12 protein-coding genes are annotated in these 18,457 nt (G+C 57.3%); 4 read left to right on the top strand and 8 right to left on the bottom strand.

Annotation, left to right across the window (positions count from 1 at the left end; translation table 11 throughout):
- Positions 1 to 33 precede the first annotated feature (33 nt).
- Together ACN0VM_RS16160 and ACN0VM_RS16155 are read left to right on the top strand one after the other, a co-directional pair.
- Positions 34 to 1,059: an alpha/beta hydrolase gene (locus ACN0VM_RS16160; RefSeq protein ID WP_417451929.1), complete on the top strand. Its 1,026-nt coding sequence runs from the start codon at positions 34 to 36 to the stop codon at positions 1,057 to 1,059.
- Entirely contained in the window at positions 1,052 to 2,956 is a 1,905-nt protein-coding gene (locus ACN0VM_RS16155; RefSeq protein WP_417451928.1) for a serine hydrolase domain-containing protein, read from the top strand. Before ACN0VM_RS16160 ends, ACN0VM_RS16155 begins: the two co-directional genes overlap by 8 nt.
- 232 nt (positions 2,957 to 3,188) lie before the next feature.
- On the opposite strand, the gene ACN0VM_RS16150 is transcribed toward ACN0VM_RS16155, so the two are convergent.
- The 5 genes from ACN0VM_RS16150 to ACN0VM_RS16130 form a co-directional block, all read right to left on the bottom strand.
- Complete coding sequence (locus ACN0VM_RS16150; protein ID WP_417451940.1) at positions 3,189 to 3,821, bottom strand: TetR/AcrR family transcriptional regulator; 633 nt, start codon at positions 3,819 to 3,821, stop codon at positions 3,189 to 3,191.
- A 124-nt stretch (positions 3,822 to 3,945) separates the two neighbouring features.
- A complete protein-coding gene (locus ACN0VM_RS16145; RefSeq protein WP_417451927.1) occupies positions 3,946 to 5,541 on the bottom strand; it encodes an AMP-binding protein in 1,596 nt (531 codons plus the stop codon).
- The gene (locus ACN0VM_RS16140) at positions 5,538 to 7,196 is read right to left on the bottom strand and encodes a carboxylesterase/lipase family protein (RefSeq protein WP_417451926.1); all 1,659 of its coding nucleotides are present in this window, start codon (positions 7,194 to 7,196) and stop codon (positions 5,538 to 5,540) included. Before ACN0VM_RS16140 ends, ACN0VM_RS16145 begins: the two co-directional genes overlap by 4 nt.
- Before the next feature lie 123 nt (positions 7,197 to 7,319).
- On the bottom strand, positions 7,320 to 9,608 hold the full coding sequence (locus tag ACN0VM_RS16135; protein ID WP_417451925.1) for a TonB-dependent receptor: 2,289 nt from the start codon (positions 9,606 to 9,608) through the stop codon (positions 7,320 to 7,322).
- Between the two features lie 210 nt (positions 9,609 to 9,818).
- A complete protein-coding gene (locus tag ACN0VM_RS16130) occupies positions 9,819 to 11,468 on the bottom strand; it encodes a carboxylesterase/lipase family protein (RefSeq protein ID WP_417451924.1) in 1,650 nt (549 codons plus the stop codon).
- Positions 11,469 to 11,575: 107 nt separating this feature from the next.
- On the opposite strand from ACN0VM_RS16130, the gene ACN0VM_RS16125 reads away from it, so the two are divergent.
- Positions 11,576 to 12,907, top strand: a complete 1,332-nt coding sequence (locus ACN0VM_RS16125) for a hypothetical protein (protein WP_417451923.1) — start codon at positions 11,576 to 11,578, stop codon at positions 12,905 to 12,907.
- 116 nt (positions 12,908 to 13,023) lie between these two features.
- Here ACN0VM_RS16125 and ACN0VM_RS16120 read toward each other — a convergent pair whose 3' ends face one another.
- Positions 13,024 to 14,721 (bottom strand): MFS transporter, encoded by a 1,698-nt coding sequence (locus ACN0VM_RS16120; RefSeq protein WP_417451922.1) that lies wholly within the window; start codon positions 14,719 to 14,721, stop codon positions 13,024 to 13,026.
- 396 nt (positions 14,722 to 15,117) lie between these two features.
- On the opposite strand from ACN0VM_RS16120, the gene ACN0VM_RS16115 reads away from it, so the two are divergent.
- On the top strand, positions 15,118 to 16,236 hold the full coding sequence (locus tag ACN0VM_RS16115; protein ID WP_417451921.1) for a calcium-binding protein: 1,119 nt from the start codon (positions 15,118 to 15,120) through the stop codon (positions 16,234 to 16,236).
- 30 nt (positions 16,237 to 16,266) lie between these two features.
- Here ACN0VM_RS16115 and ACN0VM_RS16110 read toward each other — a convergent pair whose 3' ends face one another.
- Together ACN0VM_RS16110 and ACN0VM_RS16105 are read right to left on the bottom strand one after the other, a co-directional pair.
- Entirely contained in the window at positions 16,267 to 17,715 is a 1,449-nt protein-coding gene (locus ACN0VM_RS16110; protein ID WP_417451920.1) for a YfcC family protein, read from the bottom strand.
- 7 nt (positions 17,716 to 17,722) lie between these two features.
- Positions 17,723 to 18,457: CocE/NonD family hydrolase (locus ACN0VM_RS16105; protein ID WP_417451919.1), on the bottom strand; the 735-nt coding region annotated here is incomplete at its 5' end.

The raw sequence follows: 18,457 nt of genomic DNA, 5'->3' as shown, positions 1-18,457 counted from the left end.
CGCCACCTCCACCCCGACGGCTGGAGAAAACACATGAAAAAAATCATCAAGATCACAGGAATTGCACTGGGCGTTATTGTCGCAATCCCAATCGCGGTGGGGCTGACGCTAAAGCTAACTGCCCGCAATATACCTGCCCCGGGTGAGATGTTTGACGTAGGCGGCTATAGCCTGCACATCCACTGCACAGGACAAAAGACCGATTTGCCAACTGTCGTGGTTGAAACCGGGTCTGGCGAAGCATCGTCGCTTTTTCACTGGATACAGGCAGGGGTGGCAAAAACCACACGGGTCTGTACCTATGACCGCCCGGGTATCGGCTGGAGCGAGGAAAGCGGGCTTCCGCGGGATGCCAAGAATATCAACGAAGCCTTGCACACGCTTCTTGACAAGGCAGGGATCAAAAAACCGTTCGTTTTTGTCGGCCACTCGGTCGCAGGCCTCTATAACCGCGACTATATCGAACGCTACCCTGAAGATGTCAGCGGGCTTGTGCTGCTGGACCCCAGCCATCCGGGGCAAGGCGCGGCCATGGGCATCGACAATGCTAAATTCCTGCCCGGCCTTGAAGCCCAGTTAAAGCCGCTTCGCCTGTTAATTGCGACGGGTTATGTGGAATTATTTAACCCGCTTGAACAGGGTGTGGAACACACGCCAATCGCTGAGTACCCCTCCGACATACAGGATCAACTCACCTACCTTGGCAAACAGGGAAAGACATATACCGCTTTTCTGGCCGAGTTTCGCGATTTTGAACTGGCCGCCAAGCAGGCTGACGCCAACAAAACCTTGGGCGATATGCCTTTCACCATCATCAGCGCCGGCAAACCGCAGTCTGGCGAGGGATGGCCAGACGAGATCAACCCCGAACGCATAACCCGCATCCTGCAAGGCCTGCATACTGAAATGGAAGGTTTGTCCACCAACAGTAAGCGCGTGACCATTCCCGGGGCTGACCATATGAGCCTGATCATTGAACGCAAATACGCCGAAGTCACCATCCCGCATATCCGTGACGTGGTCCTGCAAGTGGCTGAGAGGAGCCAGAAAAATGACTAGAAGTGCCCCACTCCTGCGAACGATAACCGCGCTGATGATGGGGCTTGGCCTTACAGGTCCGCTGGCAGCGCAATCCCAAGTACCAGATGTGACCGACGCCAGAGTTGTCGAAGCCTTTGTGGACGGCCTGGTGAAACCCACCATGGCGGCGAACCACAGCCCATCAGGCGTTGTAGCCCTGATGAAAGGCGGAGATATGATCTTCGCCAAGGGATACGGCTATCAGGATGTAGACAACCGTATCCCTATGGATGCGGAAAACAGCCTTGTGCGGCCGGGGTCTATCTCCAAGCTCTTCACGTGGGTCGCCGTGATGCAGCTTGTTGAACAAGGCAAGCTCGACCTTGATGCAGACGTCAATACCTACCTCAACACCTTTCAGGTCAGGGATACGTGGCCCGGCCAACCGGTGACCTTGCGCCACATCATGACCCATACTGCGGGTTTTGAGGCTGGTGGCCTCGGTTATCTCATCATGGATGACGCGAGCCGTATCATGCCGCTCGCTCAATCGCTGGAGAGGTACCAGCCCGCACGCATCAATCCACCGGGCGAACACACCGGTTATTCCAACTGGGGGTCAGCCCTTGCAGGGCTGATCGTGCAAAATGTCTCGGGCATGGACTATAACGACTATATTGAAACACATATTTTCGACGTTCTCGGCATGAACAACGCGACCTTCCGCGAACCGCTACCGAAAAAGTTCGAGCCACACATGGCCAAGGCATATGGGTACGGTGCAGGCAAATACCATGAACAGAACTACGAGATTATTTCCAACTTCGGCCCGGCGGGATCGCTGGCCGCCACGGCCTATGACATGTCGCTCTTTGCTCAAGCGCTTCTGAACGGTGGCAGCCTTGACGGCAACCGTATCCTGAAGCCCGAGACTATGCAGCAGATCCTGAACGAAGGCTTCACGCACGACCCACGGGTGCGCGGCATCGGGCTTGGCTTCCTCAAGCGTCGCTATGGCCCGGATGATCTGGCCAACTTCGGCCACGACGGCGGCACCACCATCTTCCTGTCTCACTTTGGCCTGTCGTTCAAAGAGGACATGATGCTTTTCTCCTCCTTCTCAGGCCCCGGTGCGCGCGCAACGCATACAGCGTTTGTGAAAGCCTTCTATGACGAATTTTTTCCGCGTGACATACTCACTATCGCGCCGCCTGAGGACTTTGCAGCGCGGGCCGGGAAATACGCGGGCACCTACCACAGTTGGCGGAACAACTTCACCATGGCGGAAAGCATTACACGTGCGCTTGGCGGCAGCCCTGTCATACCCATGCCAGACAACACGCTGCTGATCTCGGGCAAGCGATACGCGGAGGTAGATAAAAACCTTTTCCGGCAAGTGGACGACTACGGACGCATTGCCTTTCAGGAAGACGCGGATGGGGACATCACCGGTTATGTGATTGATGGCACCGGCGTCATGCAGTTCTACAAAGCACCATTCTATGAAACCTGGAGCTTCATCCAAACCTGGGTTGGCTTATCGCTCCTGCTATTCGTTGGTATTGTGTTGAAACTTCTGTACCGCTTCCGTGATTACCGGACGGCAGAAGGTCTGGCCAAAACCGCCCTCCGTGCCTCGGTTGCTCTGGCATTTGCCAACCTGTTGTTTGTCCTTTTCGGGTATCTGGGCATCAGCGCGGGTGAACAGGCGCTAACCTATGCGCTACCTGCCACACTCAAATTTGCGCTGGTGTTCCCGCTTCTAGCCACGGTCGCAGCAGCCTATCATGCCTTCACCGCCTACCGCGTGTGGCAGGACGCAGCACTGGGCAGCGTGTTTGCCCGCCTCCGCTTCAGTATGGTTACATTAGCTGGCCTCTTCATGGTCTGGTTCTACGCCTACTGGAATCTCCTCGGTTTCAACTATCATGGCTGACGAAAATCATCGAGGGAAGGTGGCGTAGTGCAAGCAAGGACCCGACCGAATAGCACAGGCACATGCCTATCCCGCTGGCGTGCCGGTCCTTGCTCTGGAATGGTCGATGGTCACCCGTCACCGCGTGGAAAGTTTCCCAGCCCTAGGGCGCCAGCACCTGACGTGCGACCTTTGGGAAACAGAAGCGCGGGGCCAAGCCACGCAGGGTAACTACCGGATGATTACCGGATAATTATTGGCGCTCTTCTTTTGTTTGCTTGCAGATGGTGAGAAAACCACCCGCCATAAATGCGGACATGCGTTTTTTCACCGCTGCGAAATCCTCCGACCGACAGATACCGCCCGAGAGCTTGTCAATCCGCCCTGTCCGCGCCAGCGTGAGCATGAGCGCCCCGGTGACAAAATGATAGCCCCAGAAGATGTCCTCGTCAGAGCAATCCGGCAGGGCTTTTTTGAGCAGCCCGATCAGGCGCAGCACCACCGGGTCGAAGTGCCTGTCCATCGTTTCAGCGCCCCATTCCGGCGTGTTTGCTACCTGCGCACCCAGGGCCGCATAGTTGCGCCAACCTTCGCCACCCTCAATGTAGAGGTCAAGGTCGGTATCAAGAAAAGCCCTGAGCGCACCCTCGACCGTGGGTTTGCCATTTGTTGCCTTGTCGTATTCGTCCAGCATTTTCATACGGCGTTCACTGGTCACAACCGCGCGCCGGGCAAAAACGGCATCGAACAGGGTTTTCTTGTCGTTAAAATAATAGTTCAGCAGGGTATGGTGTGCGCCGACACGCTTTGCCACATCCTTCAGGGTCACCCCATGCAGACCATGCTTGGAAAACAGGTATTCCGCCGCATCAAGAATCTGTTCGATCTTTTCGGCGCGTTGCTGCTCCTTGACCTGTCGCTTACCTGAAGTTTTTGTCGTTGCGGACACTCTATCGCCTTTCAATCCGTAATTCAGAACCTGATCCCACGCTTTTATATAAGGGGCGCCATCAGTTTCCGCCATAATCCAATCTTAGGCGCATTTTGTCTACTTTGCCGGTTGGTGCAAGCGGCATCTGTGTCAGCCGCACCACATCATCCGGCATCCACCATGACGCGACACGCCCATTAAGCGGTTGCAGAATCTCTTCATCGCTGAGCGCCTTTGCATCCCGCATTTCCACAAGCAACACGGGCCGCTCGCCCCACTTTTCGTCAGCGCGGCCAATCACCGCAGCGAAAGATACCTCAGGGATTGCGCCAATCACAGCCTCAATTTCCGCTGGATTAATCCATTCACCGCCCGACTTGATCAGATCCTTCGACCTGCCAGTAATGGTGAGATTGCCCTTGTCATCAATGCGGGCCAGATCACCGGTATCGAACCAGCCATTTTCATCTACAGCGCTCTCGCTGTCCCCGAAATAGCGTTCGATCACCGCCGCGCCCTTCACGCGCAGGTGCCCCTCGGTGTTGCGCTGGTCTGGCAGCGTTTTGCCAAACTCGTCTGTAAGCAGCAGGTCTACACCAACGGCGGGCCTGCCGGAAAGGCTTGGCTGCCGGTTGGTATCATGGGGTGACGCGAAGGTGCCAGACGGTGAAAGCTCGGTCATGCCCCAGCTTGTCTGCACTGCGACACCAAGGCGGCGTTCAATTCGGTCCATCAGCGCTGGGGGCATTTGCGCGCCGCCAACGATGATACGCCTGAGCGACGGCAACTCACCGCCGACCTTATCCAGATGATCAGCAAGCCCCACCCATACAGTGGGCACACCCACGGCTATCGTGACATTTTCCTCCACGATCAGCCGCGCAAGGCTGGCACCGTCTGCCAGCCGGCCAGGCAGCACAAGCTTTGCCCCCGCAGCCGGAGCCGCAAACGGAAGGCCCCAGGCGTTGGCATGAAACATGGGTACAACCGGCAGCACAACATCCGCTGCAGTCAGGCCAATAACATCAGCCTGCAGCAGCCGCAGGGTATGGAGATAGCTTGACCGGTGGGTATAGGTGACCCCTTTGGGCGCACCCGTCGTGCCGGATGTGAAACAAAGACCACATGGCGCAGTTTCGTCAAAGTCACCCCACCGGGCGCTCACTTCCCCGCTCTTAGGGCACGCTTCCGCCAAGCCATGAATCTCAAGGCTGCTGCAGTCGCTGCGCCACTCAGCGGCGTCACCGTCTATGACGATGACATCCGATATCTGTGGCGACAGTGTACACACAGCCCTCGCGAGCGGCACAAGGTCTGCACTCACCGCAAGCACACGCGCCTTCGACTGCACCAGCATGGCGGCCAACTGCTCAGCGGTCAGCCGTGGGTTCAGGGTATGGCATACAGCCCCCATGCCCATGGTGCCATACCATATCTCGACATGAGACTGGCTGTTCCAGGCAAGCGTGGCAACATGCTGCCCTGCCCGTACACCAAAGCTGGCCAGAAGGGCAGAGACCTGACGCGCACGCGTATGAAGTTCTGCATATCCGACGCGGGTCACCTCACCGCCCGCAGTCGCGGTGACAACTTCGGTATCCGGATGCCATTTGGCGGCGTGGTCTAGAAATTTCTCAAGGGTCAGCGCAAAGGGCTGCATGGCGCCGTCGTTCATGGACACTCCGTACTCTTGGCTGGCAAGGGGGGCGAGATGATGCCGATATTCCAGTTCCAGGAAACATCACCTTTGGCGCGCCGGCGACACACCACCTCCTCATGCAATTCATACATACCGGGCAGAAGTTCATGTGCCGCACGGGGTACATCGGCAAAATACATATAGGCTTCGCTATGCGCATAAGGCTGCCAGTCAGGGTGGTCGTCCGCGCGCGGAACACCGTCACGGGTAAACGACGACCAATAGCCCATCATCCCGGATATGGTTTTGAGGTCTGCCGTGTTGCCCGCTACCTTGGGCCATAGCGGTGCTGTCTTTTTCCAGGTGCCAAAAACATAGGGAAGTTCACTGGCGTGAAAGGCATGCAGGCCCATTTTATCTGCCGCCGGATAGCCGTGATCAAAGATATAAAGATAGGCAGGCACGCCTAGTTCGGTTTGCTTGGCAACCAGCCGTTCAGCCGTCCAGCCGTACATACCGTCCCGCGTTATGGCGAGCATGCTTTCTTCAAGGTCAGTCGCCGGATATTGCGCCAGAAAAGCATCTGCAAGCTCACTGTACCCCGTACGGATCGCGGCCTCATAAGCCTCCGCACTTTCCGGCTTGGGCGGCATCAGGAACCTGAGCGAGCGGATCTCACCGCTGTTGAAGCCCGTGATTATGGGGACCGGCGCTTGCTCGCCCCGGTCAAACACGTCCACAAGCTGGCGCGGCAGCACTTTGCCGTCAACGGTGCCAAAGGGCGCGTAACCGGTCTTGGGGGCTTCGTTTGTCAGCGCCGCTGCGTCCATCGCGCGCAGGTCTTTCAGGTCAGCGGCTCCCAATTTACCCATAAGCCATGTACCTATGGCTTCACCCGGTATCTGGCCAAACCTGTTTTCACGCAGCTCAGGCGTGGTGATCATATAGGCGCTTTGCGCCACGGCTTTATGAAAAAGCCCGCGGGCAGGCGGTGACGCCATCAGGTACATCACGCTCAGCGCACCAGCGCTTTCGCCCGCGATAGTGACATTGTCGGGGTCACCCCCGAAGGCCGAGATATTGTCTCTCACCCACTCAAGCGCCTTGATCTGGTCAAGCAGGCCATAGTTTCCTGAAATATTATCAGGTGTTTCTGCGCTCAACGCCGGATGCGCGAGATACCCGAGAACACCAAGGCGGTAGTTGATGGAGACAACAACGATGCCTTTCTCTGCAAGGCGCGCGCCGTCATACATGCTCTGGCTGCTGGCGCCGCTTCTAAGTGCACCCCCATGAATCCAGACAAAAACCCCGGCCTTTTCAGCATTCTTTGGTGCCCAGACATTAAGGTTGAGGCAGTCTTCGCTCATGTCACCAATGTCATCAGCATAAATGCTGCCTGTGGTGCGTACGGGCTGCAGGCAGGCCGGGCCAAAATCAGTCGCGTCTTTCACGTCGTCCCAAACAGGCGCATCTGCGGGCGCTTTCCAGCGCGCGTCACCAACCGGTGCCGCCGCATAGGGAATGCCCTTGAAGATATGCACATCACCACGGCTGTCACCACGGACCGCACCAGCGGGCATCTCAATAACCGGGTCTGCACTGAGCACTGTCGTTGAAACACCGAGCCCGCCGGCAAGAGCGATAGCCGCACCACGCACCAAGAGCTTAAAATTGATTTGCAGGAACATTTGTTCTGGTCTCCGGTCTAGTTTCTTAAGCGAGCGAGGCTGGCCCGGCCCCGCAGCAAATGCCACGGGGCCGGAACCATGGGGCTCCATGCGCGAGCCCGGTTTGAGGAAGCTTAGCGAACACTAGTATTCGTAGCTGAACCTCAGACCAATGGTGCGCGGCCGCAATGTACCGTAGCGGCTCGCAATAAAGGCCTCTGGGTGAACGTAGGTAATCGAATGATCGTCAAACAGGTTTTGCACATAAGCGACAAGGGACCATGTGTCCTTCTCGTAGCCGACATGAACATTCACGTTCTCAAAGCTTTCGGTGTAGTCATAGGTTGGCTGTTCAACGCCAGGCTGGCCAGCCACATACTGAAACAGGCCAGGGAATGAACCCACGTGTGTGACTGTCGTTGATACATAACCCCGCGCTGCATCACCCACATCAAACGCATATTTAACAAGGGCAGAGCCCTGAAAATGCGGTGATGCAAGCCGTGCACCCTGAACCGCGCCGGAAAACGCAGCTTCTTCAGGTGTCAGGTCTGTCACCTTCGCATCGTTAAAGGACCCGTTCAGGCTCATGGTCAGCCCGTCCGCCGGGTTCATGAAGAACTCAAACTCAATCCCCTTACTGCGCGCCGCACCAATGTTGGTTGCGAACTGGACAGAATCAGACACCCGGTTCGCCTGCACCTGTATGTTCTTCCAGTCAATGATGTAGGCCGCGAGGTTGGCGGTGAACTTTCCGTCCAGCCACGACCCTTTAAGGCCGACTTCATAGTTGATCAGCTTATCGGACGATGCACCATCAGGAATGATAATATCATTCGGGTCATTCAGGCTTGGCGCACCCGCACGGGCATTCACGATCGGCGTACGGAAACCCGTTGAAATCGTGGCATAGGTGGTAATGTTGTCCGCTGGCTTATAGGAAATACTGCCCTTGTAAGCAAAGCGACTGGCCGATGCCTTCTCTCCTTCCGCCGCCAGAACCGGTGCAACGGTCAGCGGGCCGGAATATCCGGTAAGGGCCGCTGTCAGATAGTTACTTTGATACCCGCCGTCTTCCGTGATGGTCTGCACCTTGGTGCCACCATAACGCAAGCCGCCGGTAACCCAGAGACTGTCCGAGAAGCGGTATGTCAACTCGCCGAACCCGGCCAACTCGTGGATGTTGGTGTGATTGTAAAACTGCGTGTAGGTATCGTTCGGCAAACCGGTCAGACCACGGTCCGACAGGAACTCGTCAGAGGCCCTATACGCAAAGTCCACATCACGGCGTTTGTAGTAGTAGAAACCGCCAAGCACCCATTCCCAGTTGCTGCTGTTGTCTGAAACAAGGCGAGCTTCCTCGACAAAAATCTTGTCATAAGCTGCGGCGTCCAGGCGGAACGGAATGGTGAAAGCAAACGTGTTTGCAAGGTCGACAAAGAACTGCTGATCAAAGTCGGAATAGGTGGTCGAGCTTGTGAAATGCGCACCGTCAAACTGATAATCGACGGTTGCGTTATAGCTTGTCAGGATGCCGGTGAAAAGATCAGGGCGCTCTGAGTAGCGGGTTTCGCGGTCTTCGCTGAGATTCGGGTCAATAAGTGACGAATCCTCAGGGTAGCTATCCTCATGACTTGCCAGAAGCTTGACAGACAGCCGGTCTGTCGGCTCCCACAGCAAGACCGCGCGACCGCCCCAGTCTTTCAGCGAGTTGGAGTTTTCAATCCCTGTACCGGTATTGTCAACATAGCCGTCTTCATTCCGGTAAAAACCAACAACGCGCAGGCCCAGCTTGTCTTCAACAAGCGGCACATTGACCATGCCGTTATAGCGTTGACGAAGCGAGTCCGAGCCTGTCAGGCCATAGTCTACCAGCACCGACATATCGAACTCGTCAAGGTCAGGCTTTTTGGTAAGGATACGCATTGCGCCAGCAAGCGAACCCGAACCAAAAAGCGTGCCCTGGGGACCGCGAAGGAATTCGACCCGTTCAACATCATAGAGATTGGGGTCAAGGATCGTGGAGTTGCCGTTTGCCGAAATTGGCAATTCATCAATATAGATAGCGACCGTACTTTGCAGGTTGGCACCGTAACCGTTGGTGGCAATACCGCGTGCGGTAAAGTTGTTGAAGTTCTGGGTAGGTTTGTTCATCACCACCCCAGGCGTCAGGTGTGCGATTCCCTCATACCCAACGACACCTTCTTCAGACAACTTACTTTGTGTAAATGCAGTCACACTCAAAGGTACGTCCTGCAGACGCGCGTTCCGCCGTGTGGCGGTAACGATGATTTCTTGTAGCTCAAGGTCGCTCGCCTTGGCTTTTGCTTCTTCCTGCTCATCCCCTTCCAGATCAGCAGCTTGACCGTAGGCAATGGTTGAGCCAGCGGTCACCGCAGCAGCGCATGCTGCGGCGAATAGAAAACCTTTCATATTTCCTCCCCTTCCCGTGCCGATCGGAAATGTCGACACCGTGAGATCATGGCACGTCCTGAAGGGTTCGTCAATATTCACTCTCACGCGTGTGAATAAACATAAAATGAAGAAAAACTGCCTGTTTTCTGCGCCTTATGCCTACATCAGCATGGCAGAAGTGGTCTCACAGCCACATCGCAGCGCATATTTTTACACCCGTCACGGTCCTTACTGCACCGCCTCGGCAGGGCCAGGCACCGGGTTTGCCGTGAGGCCGACATTGATAAACCACTGTTGCCCGGCGGCGCGGCGGCGTGCAACCAACTCTTCTTGCATTTCAAACATGCCCGGCACTGGGTTCTGGGCGGCGATGGGGTGCGTCTCAAACCGCATATAAGCCTCCCCTTCCGCATAGGTCAGCCAAGCGTCATGACCGCCACTGGCGGGCTTGCCGTTGCGGGCGAAACTCACCCAATAATCCATCATGGCGGCGGACAGGGCCTTGTCATCCGCGCCCATCGGCTTTGGCCAGTTGGTGGGCAACTGGGCATCCTCCCCCACCTGGCCAAAAACATAGGGAAGCTCACTGGCATGAAAGGCGCACAGGTCACGCGCCTTTGCGGCGTCATCGCAATGATCAAAAATATAGAGGTACGCCGGTATGCCCGCATCTGACTGGCTTTTCACCATGCGTTCAGTCGCCCAACCGTATATCGCGTCCCTTAAGGTCGCGAGCATGCTTTCCCGCATATCGGTCGCGGGATAAACCTTCAGGAACGCAGGTGCGAGATCACCATACCGCTTGCTGATCTCTGCCTCATAGGCTTCGGCACTTACCGGCACAGGCGGCAAAAACATAGCCTGCGACCGCACCTCGCCGCTGTTGAACCCGGCCAGCAGCGGCACCGGTGCCTGTGCACCTGCGTCAAACACGTCTACCACCTGGCGTGGAAGCGACCAACCATCAATAGTGCCCTGCGCCCAAAAGCGTGCCTTCATGGAGGCAAGGGCCAGCTCAACCGCGTCCATCGACCGCAGGGCATGAAGGTCAGCGGCACCAACCTTGCGGGCCAGCATCAACCCAAACTGTTCAGCAGACGGCAGGCCATACCCTGCCTGTTTCAATTTCGGCACAGCACGGATGTTGGGGCTTTCTGCAATCGCCTTGTCAAACAGGCCGTTCGCCAGCGGGCTCGTCAGCAGATAGCTGACGCTCAGCGCCCCGGCAGATTCGCCCATTATGGTGACGTTTCCAGCGTCACCGCCAAAGGCTTTGATATTGGTGCGCACCCACTTAAGCGCTTCGATCTGGTCCAGAAGGCCATAATTACCGGAAGCGCCACGCGGTGATTCCGCGCTCAGCTCAGGGTGGGCAAGCCAGCCAAAAACGCCAAGGCGGTAGTTGATGGAAACAAACACAATGCCGCGTCTGGCGAAGGCAGCACCATCGTACATCGGGGCCGCGCTACTGCCGCGCTGCAGCGCACCACCATAGATCCAGACAATCACTGGCGCCTTTTCTGCGGCGGTTGGCGCCCAGACGTTCAGGGTCAGGCAATCCTCGTCCATTGCGTCAGGCTCATCAGCATACAGGCTGGTGGCGGGCAAGGGCGGCTGTACACAGCTCGCGCCAAAATCCAGTGCAGGGCGTGTGCCGCCCCATGGTGCCGCTGGCTTTGTTGCTGTAAAACGGCGCTCACCCACTGGCGGCTCCGCATAAGGAATGCCTTTGAAGATATTAAGACCATCTTCATACCGGCCGGCAAGCGCCCCCTGCGAAACCACAGCAATCGGTTCACCCGCCAATACACCCCTGAAAGGGATCAGCGTGCAAAGCAATACAAGAAACCAAAGAGCCCGATAGCGTAGCGTTTTCATCCTGTGTCCTCCCCCAACCGGCACGTCCCCGTGACGCTTGTCACATCGGTACCATATATATAAACTCACACGCGAGTTAATATATTGCTGCGGGGAGGATTAAGGCAATGGCTGATACAACACGGCGTCATTTCATATCAGGGGCGGCGCTTCTTCCGCTTGCTGCGGCAACCGGCGCAAAGGCAGCCGCAGGTGCCTACTCACACGCGGCCACGCCCGCGCCGCCCGACACCATCCAGATACAGGAAGACCTCAATAGGTACATCAGCTTTGGCATCAAACAGGCTGGCGGCGAAGGAGACAATGCGTGCGGCGAGTGGATGGCGGCGGAGCTGGAGAAGGCGGGCTATGCCATTGAAAAACAAACAATGTCCGCGCCCTTTTTCACACCTGAGCGATGTGAGCTGACCACCGGCCAAAACCGCGCCGCTGTGTGGCCCCAACCCATTGTTATCCCCACCGGCGCACAAGGTGTAACCGGCCGGCTGGTTCGGGTGAACGCGGCGGGCTTTGCAGACACCCCGCTTGACGGGGCCATCGCTCTCGTCGACCTGCCGTTTGGCAGGTGGTCTTCCATGTTATGGCAAGCGGTTCGCACCCCTATAGAGGCCGCGTTCAAAGGCGGTGCCATTGCCTGTGTCGTGGTCACCAATGGCCCATCAGGCAAAGTTATCGCGCTCAACACTGATGGTCAGAAACCGATGTATAACGGACCTATAACCTTGCTGGCACCCGATGACGCAGCACCTTTTTTCAAGGCCGCGCTTGACGGCAAGGAAGCCACCCTCACCATGACAGGGCAAGGTGGCCGCAGGCCTGCATTCAACTTTATCGCCCGCATGGACCGGGGCAAAAGCCGCTGGCTCGCGGTTTCAACCCCGCGGTCGGGCTGGTTTGGCTGCGCGGGCGAGCGCGGGCCCGGTATCGCGGCATGGCTGCACCTTGCACGGTGGGCAGGCGCGGCCGTGAGGGATTACAACCTCGCCTTTATCTGCAACAGCGGACATGAATATGAGTATCTGGGCGCGGAAGAAGCCCTGCATGCCATCGCCCCCAAACCGGCAGAAACCGCGTTTTGGCTGCATCTGGGTGCCAATATCGCCGCGCGGGACTGGCATGACATTCTTGGCAAGCCAATGCCGCTGCCTGGCGCGGACTCGCAGCGCTTTCTGGTTACAAGCCCCGGCCTGCTTGCCAAAGCACAGGCACTTTTCAAAGGACAGGTAGGGCTTGAGGCCCCCTATTCCAGCGAACAGCTCTCAGCCGGGGAACTGACAAATGTTATTGAGGCGGGCTACCCGCTGGTTGCTGGCGTCTTTGGCATTCACCGGTATCACCATGTGGCCGAGGACGATGAACGTTGTGTACCAGCCGACAAGGTTGCGGAGGCTACCGCCGCATTCCGCCACTTGCTGGAACATGCACTGCGCACCGCCTGAGCGGGAGCGGACAGAAAAGATGAGCGGGAGCGGACAGAAAAGATGAGTGGCAGCGGACAGAAAAGAAAAGGGCCGGGGAAGTTCCCCGACCCAAACTGTGGCTCTTTCCGGAAGCTTTATTCATCGATATCGCGGCGGAAGGTTTCCGGCAGGAACAACAGCCCCACAACAAAAGTCATGGCCGCGATCACCACCGGATACCAAAGGCCATAGTAGATATCACCCGTGGCCGCCACCATCGCGAACGCCGCACTTGGCAGGAAGCCGCCAAACCAGCCGTTCCCTATATGGTAGGGCAGTGACATCGCTGTATAGCGGATACGCGCCTGAAACAACTCCACCAGCAGGGCCGCCAGCGGCGCATATGGTGCCGTCACCAATATCATCAGCCCCACAAGGATCAGCACCACCAGTGGTTTGTTCACTTCATCGGGGTTTGCCCTCTCGGGATAACCGGCGGCGTCAAGACCTGCCTTCACGCGGGCACGAAAGCCCTCGATCGCCTTGGTCTTTTCATCATCAGAAAGCCCGGCAGGGTTTGGCGCCTCTATAACCGCCTCCCCAATAATCACCTGCGCCTGGCTGCCTCTCTGCGCTTCCAGATTGCTATAGTTGATCCCGCTTGTGGCAAGGAAGGTTTTGGCAATATCACAGCTTGTGGTGTCGAAACTATTGCTGCCCACCGGGTCAAACTGCACGGAACAGTCGTCATCATACGCCAGCACTTTCACCGGAGAGTTTTCAACCGCCATGGCCATTGCCGGGTTCGCAGCATATGTGAGCGCCTTGAAAGCCGGGAAGTATGAAATTGCCGCCAGCAAACAAGCCGTCACGATGATGGGCTTACGGCCGATCTTGTCGCTCAACCAGGCAAAGATGACAAAGAATGGCGTTCCAATACCCAGCGCAATCGCAATCAACACATTGGCTGTGCCCGGGTCCACCTTCAGCACCTTCACCAGATAGAACAGTGTGTAAAACTGGCCCGTATAGCCAATGACAGCCTGCCCCGCGACCGCACCAAAAAGGGCAATCAAAGCAAACTTGAGGTTAACCCACTTGCCAAACGCCTCCTTGATCGGGGCTTTCGATGTTCTTCCCTCGGCTTTCATGCGCTGGAACACCGGGCTCTCTGCAAGCTGCATCCTGATCCAGAGCGAAACAGCCAGAAGCAACACCGAAATAAGGAACGGAATACGCCAGCCCCAATCGGCAAAGGCTTCTTCCCCCAGCAGGGAACGCAACCCGATGACCAGAAGCAGAGAGACGATCAAACCAAGCGTCGCCGTTGTCTGGATAAAACTGGTATAAAGCCCACGCTTGCCGTTGGGGGCATGCTCGGCGACATAGGTGGCGGCACCACCATACTCACCACCAACCGCCAGACCTTGCAAAAGCCTGAGGCCGACAAGAATGATAGGCGCGGCGATGCCGATGGTTTCATAACTGGGCAGCAGCCCCACAGCGAAGGTGGACAGCCCCATCAACCCCATGGTGACCAGAAAGGTGTATTTACGCCCTACGAGGTCACCAATACGGCCGAAAACCAGCGAACCGAAAGGCCGCACCGCAAATCCCGCCGCAAAAGCGGCCAGCGCCAGAATGAAAGCGGTTGTTTCATTCACGCCCGAGAAAAACTGGCTGGAAATATACGTCGCCAGCAGACCATACAGATAAAAATCATACCACTCGAACATGGTGCCGAGCGACGACGCCACAATAACGAGCTTTTCGTTCTTTGTTGCTTTATGGTGTTTGGGCAGGGGCCCATCGCCATTAGCAGGATCTTCGCTTTTCTTCCCCAGAAGCGACATCCTTCCCTCCTCTCCCTGAATAACTCTTCAGTGGGGTTAGCAGAATAAACATTCACTCACAAGCGTGTTAATGTTTTTATGGCCCAAAAAACCACCCCCACTGTGCAAAATATGGGGCGGTTGACACCACATGGCTACGGCCGCCGGACCAGGGCGCGGTATGGCCGCCCCGTTCCACATCCCATGAGATAGCTCCGCTTCAGTCCTGTATCCGGGACACAAAACCCGTATCCGAGGCCTTCACCGCGCGCCCAGAGTGCCGCAGAAACTAAAGAAGAAATCAAAAAGACTGGCATTTTATCACCTATATGGTGTTATATATCCCGCTTAGGTTTAGGGCAATAAACCTAAGCGCAGACGATGGGTCTGCCTACTCAAGCACTTCGGGGGAAAACAATGTCAGACGAAGATTTCAACAGCTACGACTCTTATTACAGCGACACCAGCGCCACCACACCGCCCGGCAGCGACTGGACCTTTTCATCCACCGACGGCAGCGTCGACATGTATGTGGCTTCAAGCGGTGACGGGCTTGATAACGGTCTGACCACCGATGAGGGTTCCAGCAGCGACAAAGCCATCATCATGAACGACAATGTGAACAATACAACCGCGCTTAATTATTCGTTCGGTACCACCGATGGTTCCAACTTCCAGCTCGACTCGTTCCAGCTTGCCAATGTTGAAGCCGCCAGCGGCGCAACCAACCTTGAGGTCGCGATCTACAGCGACGGCGCGCTGGTTGGTTCCGCCACCATCGACCTGACCACCAGCAGTTCAAGTGGCGGTATCACCTATACCTATGACGGCGACTATGCCGGTGACCCGAACCTGCCCTATGGCACGTTCACCTTCAGCAGCGCCTATGGCAACGTTGACGAGATCCGGCTGTCTTATGACGACGAGGGCGGCACGAGGGCTGGCGCAGTCGCCATTGACAACATCAATGTCTCAGATGTGGTGACAGTGGTTGAAGGCACGGTCCAGTGCGGCACCTGGCATGACGACACCCTGACCGGCAATGCGGGCGATGATATTCTTTACGGAAAGTGGGGCGATGATGTGCTCGTCGGCAACGCGGGGGCTGACCTCATACTTGGCGGCTGGGGAGACGACACTCTGACCGGCGACAGCGGTGACGATACCCTTTGGGGCGGCGTCGGCGACGATGCGCTTTCAGGCGGTAGCGGAGACGACCTGATGTTTGCCGGCTTCGGCAATGATACCCTGAACGGCGGCGATGGTGACGACACGGTGGTCGGCAGCCTGGGCTGTGACACCTTTGTCTTTGACGCGGCCAGCGGTAATGACATCGTTGTGGCCTTCAGCACCCGGCACGACGACCTTGACCTCACCGCCTACGGCATCACCGACACCGCAAGCCTTACGGCGGCTTCAAGCCAAACCACAGTAGAGGGCACCATGGGCCTCATGGTTGACCTTGGCGGCGGAAACTCGGTTTTCCTTGTCGGGCTTGACGCTGGTGACATTGGCCGGGTCGACCTTGTCGCCTAGCCATCCGGCAGCTTCGTACGAGGTCGGCTATCAGTAGCCGACCTCAACCGCCACAGTCAGCAGCACCATGGCAATCAGCGCGAACAAAAGCCACAGTGGGAAAATAAACTTGGCCCACTTGCCCCAGCCCACCTGCGCGGTGGCAAGATAGGCCAGCAAGGTACCCGATGTCGGTGTCAGCATATTGGTTAGCCCGTTACCAAACAGGAAGGCCAGCACGGTCGTTTGCGCTGGTACGCCCGAAAGCTGGCCGATAGGCCCAAGGATCGGCATACTGACCGCCGCCTGCCCGGAGGTGGACGGAATGAGAAAATCCAGCAAAAGCTGTGAAACAAACATGCCCTGCGCCGCCAGTATGGGGCCACCGCCGCCCACCATATTGGTCAGGCCGTTCACCACTGTGTCCAGCACCTGCCCTTCCGCCAGCACGATGGACACCGCCGTCGCCACGCCAATCAGCACGCTGGCCATCAACACTTTTTTCATGCCAAAAACGAAGGCTTCCGCCGCCTCGCTGGCGCCAAGCCCGCTGGCAACCGCCAGCGCGATGCTGAGGCCGATATAATAGGCCGACAGCGCGTCATGGTGCCAGTGCCAGCGGTTAGAGGCGTAGACAACAATGCCCACGCCCACCACAAGCACCATAAGCGCAAGGGCATGCCGGAGCGACAGCTTCGCCGCGCTGAATTTCACCACATCTGCCCGCGAAAACCCCGCACGCCGCACCATCAGCATCATGAAGGCGATGCCCACCACAAGGAAAACCAGATAGCAGGCAAAACGGAAACCGGCACCGCTGAATATCTGCAAGCCCACAAGCGGCTGTGCAATGGTAAGCGGGATGGGGTTGGTGACAGATGTCAGGTACCCCACCTTGACCGACACGGTCACGATCGCCAACCCGATGATACGCGCCATGCCCAGCCGTTCGGCCAGCGCCGCCATAATGGGAATGATCAGCAGGTATTCGGACGCAAGGCCCAAAAAACTACTGCCCGCCGAGAACACCAGCATCAGCCCCGGCACGAGCACATACATATTGCCCCTGAAGGCGCTGAGTAGCCTTTCAAGCCCGGCGTCGATCGCACCCGCACGGGTCAGGATACCAAACATGCCGCCAATGATCAGCACCATGAAAATAAGCCCGGACGCCTGCGACAGCCCCTTCGGGATCGCCATCAATGTTCCAATGAGGCTGACGGGCTGAGCGGCGGCCCTATCCTCCCCGCCCGGCACCGCGAACAGGTTCATCGGCGACCGGTCCTTGGGCATGACCTCAAAACTGCCGGGCACCACCAGCTTGCCCTCACGCTCAAACGCGCCGGAATCAATCACATAGGTCAGCGCCATTGCCAGCAGCAGGATGCCAAGCAGGATCACAATCGGGTTGGTGGTTTTGCTGCGGGCTTCGGCTTTGATAGCCTCGGCCTGCGGCTTTGCCGCTTCCTCCGCCTTGTGGATGTCTATTTCCGTTTTCATAGTGCCTTCACCCTGCTGCCACGATGGGCAGCATAATGCAGGAGGGGTGCGCCGCGTCCATGAAAACCTTGTTGCGTGCCCGAATTGTCGTCGTCCAGGCGCCCTCATGCTCCCCCGTGTTGGGGTTGATATCAAAGTGCGGGAAGTTGCTGCTGGCAATATCAAGGCGTATACGGTGGCCTTTGCGGAACAGGTTGGCCGTGGCAAACAGCTCCACCACAATCTCATACACCGCGCCGGGTTCCATCAGTTCGGGTGCGTCCCAACTGTCACGGTAGCGCGCGCGCAGGATACCGTCGCTGATGTTCATGGCAAAACCGTCGGGGAAACCCTTGCACGCGGGGTGCACATCTATCAGCTTCACCACAAAATCAGTGTCCACACAGTCGCTTGATACCCACAACCGCGCCTGCAACGGCCCGGACACCGTAACACCTTCCTCAAGTGGCGGTGTCTCAAATGACAATACGTCCGCCCGGTCCTTGAGCGGGCGTCCCGGCATGACAGAGCCGAAAAAGCCCTTCCGCTCGCGCTGGTCAAAGGCGCCACCGGTCATCAGCGGTTCGCCTGATGTCACCGCCCCGCCGATGGTGGGCGTGGGCTGCCTGGGGTCATAAGTGTATTCAGCCCACGCATCGCTAGATTCGGGTGCGGCGCGTACCAGCGCGCCGCTTTGGTTCAAATAAAGCGGTGTCATCACTGCGGCTTCAACCGGCCAGTCACTGAACGATTGCCACTGCCC

Source organism: Kordiimonas sp. (assembly GCF_048260245.1).
In the GTDB taxonomy this organism is placed as follows: Bacteria; Pseudomonadota; Alphaproteobacteria; order Sphingomonadales; family Kordiimonadaceae; genus Kordiimonas.
Note: the sequence above shows the minus strand (reverse complement) of the source record. Positions and strands in the feature narration are given on the sequence as shown.

Excerpts from the sequence above, each read along its gene's own strand:
- ACN0VM_RS16160 (WP_417451929.1), top strand. The coding sequence starts at position 34 with ATGAAAAAAATCATCAAGATCACAGGAATTGCACTGGGCGTTATTGTC.
- ACN0VM_RS16155 (WP_417451928.1), top strand. The coding sequence starts at position 1,052 with ATGACTAGAAGTGCCCCACTCCTGCGAACGATAACCGCGCTGATGATG.
- ACN0VM_RS16145 (WP_417451927.1), bottom strand. The coding sequence starts at position 5,541 with ATGAACGACGGCGCCATGCAGCCCTTTGCGCTGACCCTTGAGAAATTT.
- ACN0VM_RS16140 (WP_417451926.1), bottom strand. The coding sequence starts at position 7,196 with ATGTTCCTGCAAATCAATTTTAAGCTCTTGGTGCGTGGTGCGGCTATC.
- ACN0VM_RS16135 (WP_417451925.1), bottom strand. The coding sequence starts at position 9,608 with ATGAAAGGTTTTCTATTCGCCGCAGCATGCGCTGCTGCGGTGACCGCT.
- ACN0VM_RS16130 (WP_417451924.1), bottom strand. The coding sequence starts at position 11,468 with ATGAAAACGCTACGCTATCGGGCTCTTTGGTTTCTTGTATTGCTTTGC.
- ACN0VM_RS16125 (WP_417451923.1), top strand. The coding sequence starts at position 11,576 with ATGGCTGATACAACACGGCGTCATTTCATATCAGGGGCGGCGCTTCTT.
- ACN0VM_RS16120 (WP_417451922.1), bottom strand. The coding sequence starts at position 14,721 with ATGTCGCTTCTGGGGAAGAAAAGCGAAGATCCTGCTAATGGCGATGGG.
- ACN0VM_RS16115 (WP_417451921.1), top strand. The coding sequence starts at position 15,118 with ATGTCAGACGAAGATTTCAACAGCTACGACTCTTATTACAGCGACACC.
- ACN0VM_RS16110 (WP_417451920.1), bottom strand. The coding sequence starts at position 17,715 with ATGAAAACGGAAATAGACATCCACAAGGCGGAGGAAGCGGCAAAGCCG.